This is a genomic window from Spongiibacter nanhainus, assembly GCF_016132545.1.
Classification (GTDB): domain Bacteria; phylum Pseudomonadota; class Gammaproteobacteria; order Pseudomonadales; family Spongiibacteraceae; genus Spongiibacter; species Spongiibacter nanhainus.
Map to the genome: position 1 here is coordinate 3,418,357 of NZ_CP066167.1, position 11,736 is coordinate 3,430,092.

Below are 11,736 nucleotides of genomic sequence, written 5' to 3' on the forward strand. Positions count from 1 at the left end.
CACTTACAAGGTGCCCAACCAGTGGGTAATAAAATCCAACAAATAGAATGTCAGCATGCTGGCACTGAGGGCGGCGGCTATCACCACGAGCAGATTCCAGCGCTTGTCTCGGGTCTCGTCCAGGTAGTAGTAGATAGGAAAGCTGGCAATAAAGTAGGTAGCATAGATCGCCGAGCCATACGCCAGCATTCTCGCCATATCCCGATAGTAAAAGCTGTCCGCCATCATGGGATTAGCCATGGCTTTGGTTTCCAGCCAGGCCCAGATATAGCCCACGACAAACACAAAAATCGGAAATAACGCCACCATCCCCGGCAGGCCGCTGCTCTTTAGCCGCCGCAGGGCAATATTGGCGGTGGCGTGATAGGTCATGAAATAGACGTGGGTATAGAAATACATGATCAGTGGCACAGTTTGTTCACCGCTGCCCACCAAGGCCGCATCGAGGGTGGTGGTGGCATTGGGGTAGTGGTAAACCATGCCCAGTAGATCGAAGAAATACTCCGAGCCAAAGTAATTACCGAAAAAGCCGAATACAAACAGATACAAATTGGCCTTTAACCAGTAGCTGTCCTGCCAGGGCACATCGGTATAGCGGGCGGCCAACACCATGGGAATCAACAGCACCGGTAGTGCCGTCAGCGCCGCGTGAGCCAGTAGCCCGGCATCGCCAAAGGATTCCGCCCAACCGGTGAACATCATCACCGCCATGGAGGCCATCCACACCGGCGAATACAGTAGGAAGAATTTCTCCACCCAGGCTTTGTCGGGATTGCTGGAAAACCAGCGCCCCGTGTTACCCACCGCCTGATTGTCCAGAACCTGCGTCGTCATGCCTTTCTCCTTGTCATTATTATTGTCTGTCTCGATCGCGTTTCTAACGACTTGTCGGCGAACCGAACCGCGCTAGCACCCTATGCAGGCGCGATTGGACTCAGCGCCCTGTCATCGCGATTTTGACCATTGCCATGGCATTGCGGGCCTTTTCCCAGCGGCTGGGCTCCTCACGCAATTTGCGGTGTCCGGGCAGCAATGCGCCCTTGGCCTGTTGGTGAATTTTCTTCTTCACCACTGGTTCCAGGGCTCCTGCACCGGCCAGCTGAAAGAAACAATCTTTGGCATTGCCGAAGTCAAAGAAATCCCGCTGCCAGTGCCACTGATAATTACCGGCATATTCAAACCAGGAGCCGCCAATTCCGGCGATTTCAAAACGGCTGCCATCCTTGCGCCTATATGGCGCAAGCTGTTTCCAGAAACCGATCACCGTGCCCCGTTTTTCGTCGATAATGATGTCGTGGTAGGGATACTCCCACTCTTCAAAACCGTGCATCTGAAACCCCAGAGCGATATCACAAATTTCGCTTCGCCCCTCGGCGACAAAGTCTTCATTGGGCCCGATGTTCCAGCTGTACACTGCATCCTCGGTGTACATGGGGCCCAGGTAGGTGGGCCAGTCGCCGGCCTTTTCCGCCTCCACGTTGGCGGCCAGCCATTTTTGCATCATTTCTTCCAGCTCTTCCCGGGGGTAGGCCTTGTTGGGGGGTGTCATGGATGGAACGCGTTTATCACTCATGGTTTTCTCCAGTATTGTTATATTTCTGTGTTGGGGGAAACGCTGGCGCCGGAGGGCGCAGGAATATGCCCAGCTGCCACCAGCCAATCGACGGTGTCAGCGAGGGTCTGTGTCGCCTCCCGAAAGGGGCGGCCATAGAGCTGGCGGATTCTTTGCGAGTCAGCCGGTCGCAGGCCGGTGGCGATACGCGCCGTCTCTCGGGAAAGGGGAAAGTCAATGCTGACAAAGCGGCGCAGTACATCAAACACCACCCCTGTGATCCGCAGCAGTGCCCCCGGCAACCGCAGCGTCCGCACTGGTAGCCCTGTCGCCCGCAGCGCCCCGGCCACCTGTGACCAGCTCAGGTAGTGGCCGCCAAGAATAAAACGGGCATTACATGGATTGCCCTCCGGCGGCTGACTCAACAGCTGACAGTGGGCCTGAGCCACGTCCCGCACGTCGACGATTTGCAGGCCGGACTCCGTCAAAGGCACAAATTTCTCGACAAAGGTCTTCACTGCGGCATTGCTCTCTGACAGGCCCGGATCGTCGGGCCCCATCACCGAAGAGGGGTAGGTAATCACTACCGGCGCCCCAGCAGACTGCATCGCCCGCACCGCCTCCTCGCAGGCCAATTTCGACGCCGTGTAGGCATCCCCTGCCGGAGACAGCGGCCCGTCCTCACGATAGCGGCGGACTTCCGGGTGCATCAGCACCGCCAAACTCGAGACATAGATCACCCGCTGAATACCCTGCCGCACCGCACTGCCGATCACATTGCGCACCCCGTCCAGGTTCATCGACCGGGTCTGGGCGGCGTGGCGGGCATCCAAGTTGACCGCCGCTGCCGCATGGACAACGGCGTCACAACCGGCCATCCCCGATTCCACCAGCGTGGCGTCCTCCATACTGCCCACCAGCCAGTCGTCGAGGTGATGACCGCGTTCGGCAAACCAACGCTGAGCGCGCTGGCGGTCACGCACTAACAAACGCAGTTCGTGCCCCGCCTCCAGCAACGCCAATGCGGTGTGGGCGCCGACAAAGCCAGTTGCACCGGTCACCAGAACTTTCATTTAATGGGCGGCCTTAACAATGCGCAGCGCCTGGTTGGGGCAGTGGGCCACGGCGGCCTCTATGCGCTTTCTCCGCGCCTCGCTTACTGTGTTATCAACAATGGTCAACACACCGTCGTCATTCACCTTGAAGACTTCCGGCGCCTCCCCGGTACACATGGCGTGTCCCTGACACAGCTGCCGGTCCACCTCGACCAACAGGCTCTGCTCGACTAGCTGCTCGCTTTGCGGTTCTGCCCGCTGGCTGTGGGCGGGGCACCGAGCCAGGGTGTCGGTCTCAGCCCCCGTCTCAGCGCTCGAGCCAAGGCGAGAGGAAAAGCTGGCGGGATCCCGACGGCGGTAACGGACCCGACAAGGCGTCATCGGCTGCACAATCATCTCGGCATAGTTGTCGACATAACTGTCCGGCGCATCCACCAGTTCAAAGTCATAGCGGCGCAGCAAAATGGCGAAAATGGCCTTGATCTGAAACATGGCAAAGGCGTTGCCAGAGCACTTGTGCTTACCACCACCAAAGGGTTGGTAAGCCATTAGCCGACGGTCTTCCCCCCGCTCTTTACTAAAGCGGTCGGGATCAAACACAAAGGGATTGGCAAACAGAGAGGCAATGCGGTGAGTCACCGGTGGCGAGGTCCACACCATATCGCCCTCGGCAATGCGGTAGTGTTTGAAGGTCAGGGGCTCGGACACCTTTCTCATTAATATGATCAGCGGCGGGTGCAGGCGCAGCACTTCCTTTAAGGCATTTTCCAGTGTCGGCACTTCCCGCAGGCTTTGAAAACTCACCGCACCCTCTGCGCCCAGCAGGGTATCCAGCTCCCGATTAACCCGGCGCAGATAGTCCGGGTGGCGAAGCAATTCCAGCAACACCCAGGCAGCCGTGCCGGAGCTGGTGTGGTGGCCGGCAAAGATGGCACCCACCAGCAAACCGGTTATCTCGTTATCATCCAGCGCCGAGCCATCCTCATAGCGCATATCAATCAGGCTTTGAAACATGTCGGTGGGTTTATCGGTCTGCGCCTTGCGCCGTTCGACGATTCCCCCTACCAGAGTTTGCAGGCGCGCCCGGGCTCTGTCCCGGCGGCGAAAACGCGGCAAAGGCAAACCGGGAAAATGGTAGGCCAGGGGGTGCACCCCCTGCTCCAAATCGTGGTAAATCTCGGCAAATTCCTCGCTCAATTCATAGCGAAATTCCCGGCCCAGCAGACAGTGACTAGCGGTGTTGATGGTGAGGCGCTTCATAAAATCGACCAGATCGATTTCACCGCTGTCCCCCCAGTCGGCAATGCTCTCTTCGACTTCCTTCACTATCTTATGGGAATGATCCCGCATCGCCTCCATACGCAGCGACGGCATCAGGGACTTAAGCTGCTCGTTCTTGCGATCATTGGGTGCATCAAAGACCAGCCCCTCACCAAAGATCGGCGTCATGAGCTTGTAAGCCGCAGACTGATCCAGTTGCTCGTCGGAGGAGCGGTAAAACAGCGTACTGGCCTCCTCGCCGGTAAGCAGCACAATCCGCTGCCCCAGTAATTTGAAGCTCACAATCTCGCCGTGGCGGTCGGCTAGCCCCTTTACAAACTGATAGGGATTGCGGACGAAATTCAGCATCTGCCCCAATACCGGCAGACCGCCCGAGGCGCGGGGTGGCTCGGCACCGCCACCGGAAACGGCGGCGGGTTTGGCCTGGTTCGTCACTGTGCTTGTGGTCATTATTATTCTCCAGTACCGTCTTGCGGCCCTGTTTCAATCAGCGGTGGTGAAGGTAAGCCGGTTTTCCCACGCCGATTTATAGGGAATGATTGTTGGCGTGGTGAAATGTAGTGCTCGCCCTTCGCTTTTTACATACTGGCGGATAGTGGCCAGTTGTGATTCTTGGTGGCTGACATTGCACACTTACAGCCTTACACTTTATGGAAACCTGTAAAGTCTCAGCATACTCAGTTTGGACGATGAACCCAATAAGCCGACAAAGCATCTACAACGACACCCAGCAGCGTATCCTCGACGCCACCATCAACTGCGTGAAGCTCTGGGGGCTGGAGAAAACCAGCCTCAACGACATCGCCAAACAGGCCGGCGTGACCCGGCCGACGGTGTACAGCTACTACCCCAGTCGCGACGCAGTGATCCGTGCCGCCCTGCTTCAATCCGGCTACGCCTTTGGCGAGCGGGTCATCGACCATATCCGCCGCTTTGCCTCGGCCCGTGAACGCCTGCTTGAGGCAGTGCTGTTTGCCATTGAGCAACTCCCCCTTGAACCTTATCTGACCCTGGTGACCCGCTCGGACATCCCCAGCCAGTTTTATGAGGACGCGCTGATCGACAGCGAGGGCCTACACATTTGCCTGGCGATCTTCGACGCTGTTTTTGAAGACAGTGACCACAGCGATCAGGACAAGCTCGACATCATGGAGCTCAGCATCCGCCTCACGCTGTCACTGCTGGTGCTGCGCGGCCCAACCACCCGCAGCACCAAAGAGCTGCGGGGCTTTTTAGAACGGCGCTTGCTGCCCGCGGCGGGGCTGTAACCAACCGGACTCTCATTGCCCGCCGGGTCGCTGACCGCCGCAGAGCACCTCGGTGACCGCTTCGGTGTCCATATACTCTTTTAGCTGGATCACTTGGCCGTCTCGAAATCGAAACAGAAAGTGATAGCGGTTGCGGTAGACCTGCCCCGAGGCATGTTGGCCTTCACTCACTGCCTCAACCGCCACCCGGTCTCCCTCGGCGGTGGTGGCCTGCACCTCAAAACGCAAACCCTGGGGAAAGGCTTCCAGCACAGCACCCGCCGACGCGGCTATCTGCTCCCGAGTGTAAGTACCGGATATCAATGTCTGTCCCGAGGTCCACAAGCTTGCTTCCGGGTGATAGAGGGCAACAAAGCCCTCCACATCCCCCGCCGACAGGCGGGCCATAAACTCCAGCGCCGTCGCCCGGTTGGTCTCAGTGCGCTCCCGAAAGGCCGACTCACTCTCTGCCATCATTCAGTCTCCGCAGCCTTGCGCCATTTATCGATCAGGCCCAACAAGGTCAGTCGCAACTTAGAGGCCCGGGGATAGCCCACATACTGGGTTAAAAACAACACGGCCTCCTCTAGCTGCTCCGGACTGAGCTCGCCCCGGCGGTAGGCCGACTCTGCCTGGATGGAAAAGGTCATTTCCTCACCCTGGGCGGCGATGGCCCCCAACAACAGCAAACGCCGGTCGCGGATACTCAGAGTGTCATCGCTCCAGAGCTCGCCAAACAGCGAGCCCAACATAAAGTCGAAGAAGCGATCCTCCCCTTCCGCCGGCGGCTCCGGCAGCTGGTTGCAGTACACCTCGTGATAGCGGGCAATACCCTGGTCGCGTTTTGAATCGCTCATTGCACTTTCCTCAATCGCTGGTGTTAAACCCGCATAAACTGGCCGCCGTCGACATTGAGAATATGTCCGGTAATCCACGACGCCTTATCCGAGAGCAGAAACAACACGGCGTCGGCCATATCGTCCGGGGTGCCCACCCGGCTGATGGGCATTTGTTTCACCAGCTCATCGGCATAATCACCGGCGGTATTGCGCAGTGCCTGGGTTTCGGTAGGGCCCGGCGCGATGGCGTTGATACGGATTTTGCGCCAGCCCAGCTCCCGGGCCAGCGATCCGGTTAAACCGTTGACGGCCAGCTTGGCCACACCATAAAAGCCCATATTCATCCACGCTGCCGTGGAGGACTGATTGACGATAGCGCTGCCCTTGGGCATGTGGGGCACGCAGGCCCGGGCCATCAACAAGGCACCGTGAACATTGACCCGCATAAATTTTTCCAGGTAATCCATATCGACATTCAGGTAGCCCTCGATTTTCATGTCGCCAAAAATCGCGGCATTGTTGATCAGGTAGTCGATCTGCTGATAGCGATCCATAGCCGCCGCCGCGCAATCCAGGCAGGACTGCTCATCCCCCACGTCGGTGCGCACAAACAGCGCGTCGCCGCCGTCTGCGCGGATGTCCGCCACCACCCGCTCGCCCTGCTCGGCATTGAGCTCGGCGACTACAACTTTCATCCCTTCGGCGGCGCAGCGCTTGGCATAGGCCTCGCCAATGCCCTGCCCGGCCCCGGTTACCACCACAACTTTGTCTTTAAAGCTCATCAGCTATCCCCTGATTCTGTTGATATTAAGCGCGATCACTCCTGGTGCTCAGGCAAGCGGATGCGCAAACCATCCATGGCCTCGGTCACCGGTACCTGACAACTGAGGCGGCTCTCCGCCCGGCGTTCGGATACGCCCTCCAGCATGGCCTCTTCCCCTTCGGCAATGGCGGGCATAGCAGCTTGGTCTTCGAGTTGGATAAAACAGTGGCAGGTGGCGCAGGAACAGATACCACCGCACATACCCTCGATGCCCGGGATCATGTTGAGAGTGGCGCCCTCCATCAAGCTCATGCCCTCTTCGACCTCCACCGTGTGGGCCTCGCCGTTGTATTCTATGTAGGTAATCGCTGCCATTGTCGCCCTCGTGTTATTGCTTTTTCTGTTGCCATTTGTTGTAGATAGCCGCCCCTGGGCCACCGTCAAAATTGGAATTTTTCGCTCAGCCGGTTGGGGCGAATTTCCAGCAAATCGATGGACACCCCCGCTGGCACCCCCAGGCAATACACCAGCGCGTCAGCGACATGCCCCGGCTCCATACCGGTATCCATCCAGCCCCCCAGCCTTTTGTTCCAGGCATCCACCGCCTCTTTAAGCCGCGCCATATCCCAACCCGCCGCGAATTCGGTCATGGCCGCTCCGGGTCGCAGTATCGTCACCCCGATGTCCCACTCCTGGCATTCCCGGCGGGTATCCCGACTCAACCGTTCCAGGCCAGCCTTGGTGGCGGCGTACAAGGACAATCCCTGCATCTCGTCGATGTGCTCGGCGCTGGCGGAGCTGATATTGACGATGCGGGGGTTGTCGCCCCCCTGAAGCAGAGGGATCGCCGCCCGGGTGCAATACATCGCCGCCGCTATATTGAGGGAGAGCTGCTGATCGATTTCCTCATCGCTGTAGTTATTGGCAAAGCCCGGCCGCGCCATACCCGCGTTGTTAACAAGGCCATCCAATCGCCCAAAGTGGGAGTGGATGGCCTGGATCGCCCGCGCCGCGTCGGCGCTATTGGTCACATCCGCAGCGACGGCGACACAATTGGCTTGCCCCAAGGTCTCAGCGACGGCGGTCAATTTGTCCTCACCTCGGGCAATAATGCCGACTCGGGCACCGGCAGCGACGATAGCCTCGGCCATGGCCAACCCGTAGCCGCTGGACGCGCCGGTAATCGCATAAACTCGCTCAGTAATGTCTGTTCGGAAGGCGCTCACAGCTTCTCCACTCTCTTTTCCCAATACGCGGCCACAGTGACGCTAAACAGCCAGCGCCAGAGTCTTGGTTTCCAGATATTCTTCAAAGCCTTCGGGGCCCATCTCCCGGCCGACACCACTTTGTTTGTAGCCGCCGAAGGGGGCATCGGGCCCGAGGAAGTTGCCGCCATTGATGTTCACGGTGCCGGTGCGCAGCCGGCTGGCAAAGTCCAAAGCACGCTCATCACTGCCGGCGTACACGGCGGCGGACAAGCCATAAATAGAGTCGTTAGCAATCTGCAGGGCCTCATCTTCGCCGTCGTAGGGAATCATCACCAGCACAGGCCCAAAGATTTCCTCCCGAGCGATGGTCATGCTGTTGTCCACCTCAGAAAACACCGTCGGCTCAACAAAGAAGCCCCGCTCGATATGGCTGGGCACACCGCCACCGAAGATCAGTTTGGCCCCTTCCTGCTTGCCTTTTTCGATATAGGACAACACCCGGTCACGCTGCCGGGCCGAAATCAGCGGCCCCTGCATTTCGCCACTGGTATCCTCACTGCCATAGCTGAGGCCGCCGAGGTAGGCTTTCACCAGCTCCTCGGCCTCCGCCAGTTTACGGCGGGGCACCAGCAGGCGAGTAGTAATGGCACAGCCCTGGCCACTATGGGCACATACTGAGAAAGTGCCAAACAGGGCGGTGGCCAGGTCGGCATCCTCCAGCACCACCATCGCGGACTTGCCCCCCAGCTCTAGGAACACCCGCTTGACGGTGTCGGCGGCGTTCTTCATCACCTGCCGCCCCACGGCTGTCGAGCCAGTAAAGGACACCACATCCACCCGGGGATCGCGGCTCAGTAATTCGCCAATCTCAGCCGGATCAGAGGCGGTTAGTACATTAAAGACCCCCGCCGGCAGCCCGGCATCGGCGGCAATCTTGCCCAATACACTGGCCGACCAGGGAGTTTCCGGCGCGGCCTTAAGTACCACCGTGCACCCTGCCGCCAGAGCGGGGATGCACTTGGCTAAATTGATCTGAATGGGAAAGTTCCAAGGCGAAATCGCCGCCACCACGCCGGCCGCTTCCTTCCAAACCCGGCGCCGGCTGGTGATCCCCATCACCTCGTAGTCACCAATATCCCGCTGCCACTGGAAGCCTTCAAGATAGTTCAGGGGCCAGGACGCCATACTCACTGGGCCGTCACACTGGGGGCCGTTAACAAACATCTGGGTAGTGCCGGTGTCTGCAGCTACTGCACCGCGCAGCCAGTCGATATGGGTGTGTAGTCCCGCCACAAAGCGGCGCAAACACTCTAGACGGTAGCTGTGATCCCGGGACCAGTCACTGTGATCAAAGGCCTGCCTTGCAGCGTCCAACGCTCGATGGGCGTCTGCCAAACTGGCGTCGGCGGCACGCCCCACCACAGCTTCTGTCAGAGGGCTAACATTGTCGTAAAGGCGCTGCCCCTCGGCATCGCAAAGCTGGCCGTCGATATACAGTTTGGCCACGGCGTAGTCGGCATCAGTCACCCGTCATTCCTCTTGGTCTGCAAGTTGGATCGCTTGTGTTGTTAACCCGAAAAACATTATTCCCGGGTTAATCCACATCGGCTGGCTCACCCCCGATCACCCTCGGGAGTAATGGCGTGGAGAAAACTGTGGAAAATGCCCGCCCGAGCGGTCTCGCCACAGGGCAGCGATATGCCCAATTGCCCGGCGAGGGACAGGGCATGGTCCAGATCTTTCTCCGCCAGGGTGGCAAAGGGCTCAAAAATAGCGCGAACGTCGGATTCCGAGGCGGCCTCCAGCATCATGTCCCGGCCACTCACAAACTGTTTGGCCATAGGGGACAGCACTTTGTTGGCCTCCCCCACGGCGTAGAGTTTTTCCACATCCACCCCCGCCGCCTTGACCAGGGCAGTACCCTCACTGGCGGCGGTAAAGGCGATATAGTTCATTAAATTGTTGGCCAATTTTAACACCGTGCCATCACCGGGCCGGCCTGCGGCTACCACCGTGGTACTAACACAGTCCAACATCGGCTTAAGGCGTTCGGCGATGGCCGGTTCGGTACCCAACATCACGCACAGGCCGCCCTCAGCGGCCACCGCAGCGCCACCGGTAATGGGTGCATCCACCACATGCATGTGGTAGCGACCGGCGTCCCCGGCCCAGCGCACGATATTGTCCCGGGTGACAGTGCTGTGAATGGCGTAAATCGCGCCTGAGCGGGCCTGTTCAAACATTCCCGGGGTACCGCCCTTGCCATATAAAAGATCTTCCACATCCTGGTCGTGACGCACACAGATCCCCACCAGATCGCAGTCCCGGGCGATATCCAGCGGCGAGTCCGCGGCGGTGGCGCCCAGGGCAACCAGGTCTGCAACCGGCTCTGGCATCACGTCGTAGACCTGCAGGGACAGACCGTGATCGGTCGCTTTTTTTGCCAGATTTTCCGCCATGGGCTTGCCGATATTGCCGAGCCCGATAAAGCCGACGTTGAGCATGATATTTCTCCTTCAGCGATAGCGGCTGTCGCCTACACGACTGGCTCAAAAGTGATGGGGAGGGTGGTAAACCCGCGTACATTGGGGTTGTGGGTACGGTCCGAACGGGACATATCGATATCGTAGTGAGGGATGCGTTTCAGCAGTTCCTCAAAACACACCCGCACTTCCAAGCGCGCCAGGGCCGCCCCCAGGCAGGAGTGAATGCCGGTGCCAAAGGCCATATGATCCCGGGCTCCGCGAAAGACGTCGTATTCCTCGGCGCGCTCATAGCGCTCTTCATCCCGGCTGGCGGAAATAATGCACAGGCCGACCCGATCACCCGCTTTGATTTTACGGCCCCGCACTTCCACATCCCGCATCGCAGTACGGCCAATCATCTGGGAGGAGCCGTCGTAGCGCAGGGTTTCCTCTACTCCGTCGCCGATGCGCTCGGGATGATCCACCAGACGCTGGCGCTGCTCTGGGTGCTGCCACAAACGAAAACCCATATTGCCGATCAACTTGGTGGTGGTTTCGTTGCCGGCCACAGCCAGCAAAATACCAAAACCGATCACGTCGTCGTGAGTCATCTTGCCGTCCCGCTCGGCCTGCAACACGCAACTGAACATATCGTCGGGATCGTGGGGACGACCTGCCAGCGAGCGGGCAAGCTCGTCAAAGTAGCCAGCGATTTTCATATAGGCATTGATATTGCGGTCGTTGAGACCAAACTGGCCGTCCTCCCGGTAAATCAGGTCATCCGCCCACTGCCGGACATCCGCCTGGTCAGACTCGGGGACATGAATCATGGTGGAGATCACATCCATGGGCAGGATGGCGCTGAAATCTTGGATCAAATCCAGCTCGCCCCGGGCCAGGTGAGGCTCCAGCAGGGCGACAGCCTTCTGCCGGGTGTAGTCCTCCAAGCGGCGAATACGCTGGGGCACCATCAGCCCAGACAGTAACTTCCGAATCCGGGTGTGATCGGGCGGATCCATGTTGATAAACATCGGGTAGCCACTGGTGGCGTTTTGATCCGCCTCCAAGGCCACACCGTTACTGCTGCTGTAGGTTTTAAAATCCTTAAAGGCCGCCTGGCAGTCGTCCCACTTGGTGAACAACCAGAATCCGTGCTCCTTGTTGTAGTGGACCGGATCTTCCTCCCGCAACCGTTTGTAATAGGGGTAGGGGTCGTCGTGGACGGCGTGGGAATAGGGATTAAATTCAATGGCAGCGCCAGTCATAGTGCACTCTAAACTCGGTATTAATGGGTGATTGCTGTATGGAGGCCGCAGAGCGGTGCCC

The 11,736-nt window shown here is 58.8% G+C and carries 13 protein-coding genes; 1 reads left to right on the forward strand and 12 read right to left on the reverse strand.

Going from position 1 to position 11,736, the window contains the following annotated elements:
- Positions 1 to 3: 3 nt before the first annotated feature.
- From I6N98_RS15665 to I6N98_RS15680, 4 genes are all read right to left on the reverse strand, one after another.
- Positions 4 to 834, reverse strand: coding sequence for a hypothetical protein (locus I6N98_RS15665; protein ID WP_198569260.1), 831 nt, complete (start codon positions 832 to 834; stop codon positions 4 to 6).
- Positions 835 to 934: 100 nt separating this feature from the next.
- Positions 935 to 1,573 (reverse strand): hypothetical protein, encoded by a 639-nt coding sequence (locus tag I6N98_RS15670; protein WP_198569261.1) that lies wholly within the window; start codon positions 1,571 to 1,573, stop codon positions 935 to 937.
- Between the two features lie 17 nt (positions 1,574 to 1,590).
- On the reverse strand, positions 1,591 to 2,625 hold the full coding sequence (locus I6N98_RS15675) for an NAD-dependent epimerase/dehydratase family protein (protein WP_198569262.1): 1,035 nt from the start codon (positions 2,623 to 2,625) through the stop codon (positions 1,591 to 1,593).
- The gene (locus I6N98_RS15680; protein WP_198569263.1) at positions 2,626 to 4,338 is read right to left on the reverse strand and encodes a cytochrome P450; all 1,713 of its coding nucleotides are present in this window, start codon (positions 4,336 to 4,338) and stop codon (positions 2,626 to 2,628) included.
- Between the two features lie 239 nt (positions 4,339 to 4,577).
- On the opposite strand from I6N98_RS15680, the gene I6N98_RS15685 reads away from it, so the two are divergent.
- A complete protein-coding gene (locus I6N98_RS15685; RefSeq protein WP_198569264.1) occupies positions 4,578 to 5,156 on the forward strand; it encodes a TetR/AcrR family transcriptional regulator in 579 nt (192 codons plus the stop codon).
- A 12-nt stretch (positions 5,157 to 5,168) separates the two neighbouring features.
- Here the strand turns inward: I6N98_RS15685 and I6N98_RS15690 are convergent, their stop codons facing one another.
- The 8 genes from I6N98_RS15690 to I6N98_RS15725 form a co-directional block, all read right to left on the reverse strand.
- The gene (locus I6N98_RS15690; RefSeq protein WP_232787370.1) at positions 5,169 to 5,612 is read right to left on the reverse strand and encodes a nuclear transport factor 2 family protein; all 444 of its coding nucleotides are present in this window, start codon (positions 5,610 to 5,612) and stop codon (positions 5,169 to 5,171) included.
- Positions 5,609 to 5,992: a carboxymuconolactone decarboxylase family protein gene (locus tag I6N98_RS15695; RefSeq protein WP_198569265.1), complete on the reverse strand. Its 384-nt coding sequence runs from the start codon at positions 5,990 to 5,992 to the stop codon at positions 5,609 to 5,611. The genes I6N98_RS15690 and I6N98_RS15695 overlap by 4 nt, the downstream gene beginning before the upstream one ends.
- Positions 5,993 to 6,015: 23 nt before the next feature.
- On the reverse strand, positions 6,016 to 6,756 hold the full coding sequence (locus I6N98_RS15700; protein WP_198569266.1) for an SDR family oxidoreductase: 741 nt from the start codon (positions 6,754 to 6,756) through the stop codon (positions 6,016 to 6,018).
- Positions 6,757 to 6,791: 35 nt separating this feature from the next.
- The gene (locus I6N98_RS15705) at positions 6,792 to 7,112 is read right to left on the reverse strand and encodes a 2Fe-2S iron-sulfur cluster-binding protein (RefSeq protein WP_198569267.1); all 321 of its coding nucleotides are present in this window, start codon (positions 7,110 to 7,112) and stop codon (positions 6,792 to 6,794) included.
- A 65-nt stretch (positions 7,113 to 7,177) separates the two neighbouring features.
- Positions 7,178 to 7,963 carry an SDR family oxidoreductase gene (locus tag I6N98_RS15710; RefSeq protein ID WP_198569268.1) on the reverse strand — a complete coding sequence of 262 codons (786 nt, stop codon included), beginning with the start codon at positions 7,961 to 7,963 and terminating at the stop codon, positions 7,178 to 7,180.
- A 42-nt stretch (positions 7,964 to 8,005) separates the two neighbouring features.
- On the reverse strand, positions 8,006 to 9,472 hold the full coding sequence (locus I6N98_RS15715; RefSeq protein WP_232787371.1) for an aldehyde dehydrogenase family protein: 1,467 nt from the start codon (positions 9,470 to 9,472) through the stop codon (positions 8,006 to 8,008).
- 86 nt (positions 9,473 to 9,558) lie between these two features.
- Entirely contained in the window at positions 9,559 to 10,449 is an 891-nt protein-coding gene (locus tag I6N98_RS15720) for an NAD(P)-dependent oxidoreductase (RefSeq protein ID WP_198569269.1), read from the reverse strand.
- Between the two features lie 32 nt (positions 10,450 to 10,481).
- Complete coding sequence (locus I6N98_RS15725) at positions 10,482 to 11,675, reverse strand: cytochrome P450 (RefSeq protein WP_198569270.1); 1,194 nt, start codon at positions 11,673 to 11,675, stop codon at positions 10,482 to 10,484.
- Positions 11,676 to 11,736 lie beyond the last annotated feature (61 nt).

Coding starts and splice junctions, on each gene's coding strand:
- I6N98_RS15685 (WP_198569264.1), top strand. CDS start 4,578: ATGAACCCAATAAGCCGACAAAGCATCTACAACGACACCCAGCAGCGT.
- I6N98_RS15700 (WP_198569266.1), bottom strand. CDS start 6,756: ATGAGCTTTAAAGACAAAGTTGTGGTGGTAACCGGGGCCGGGCAGGGC.
- I6N98_RS15690 (WP_232787370.1), bottom strand. CDS start 5,612: ATGATGGCAGAGAGTGAGTCGGCCTTTCGGGAGCGCACTGAGACCAAC.
- I6N98_RS15695 (WP_198569265.1), bottom strand. CDS start 5,992: ATGAGCGATTCAAAACGCGACCAGGGTATTGCCCGCTATCACGAGGTG.
- I6N98_RS15705 (WP_198569267.1), bottom strand. CDS start 7,112: ATGGCAGCGATTACCTACATAGAATACAACGGCGAGGCCCACACGGTG.
- I6N98_RS15680 (WP_198569263.1), bottom strand. CDS start 4,338: ATGACCACAAGCACAGTGACGAACCAGGCCAAACCCGCCGCCGTTTCC.
- I6N98_RS15675 (WP_198569262.1), bottom strand. CDS start 2,625: ATGAAAGTTCTGGTGACCGGTGCAACTGGCTTTGTCGGCGCCCACACC.
- I6N98_RS15725 (WP_198569270.1), bottom strand. CDS start 11,675: ATGACTGGCGCTGCCATTGAATTTAATCCCTATTCCCACGCCGTCCAC.
- I6N98_RS15665 (WP_198569260.1), bottom strand. CDS start 834: ATGACGACGCAGGTTCTGGACAATCAGGCGGTGGGTAACACGGGGCGC.
- I6N98_RS15720 (WP_198569269.1), bottom strand. CDS start 10,449: ATGCTCAACGTCGGCTTTATCGGGCTCGGCAATATCGGCAAGCCCATG.
- I6N98_RS15670 (WP_198569261.1), bottom strand. CDS start 1,573: ATGAGTGATAAACGCGTTCCATCCATGACACCCCCCAACAAGGCCTAC.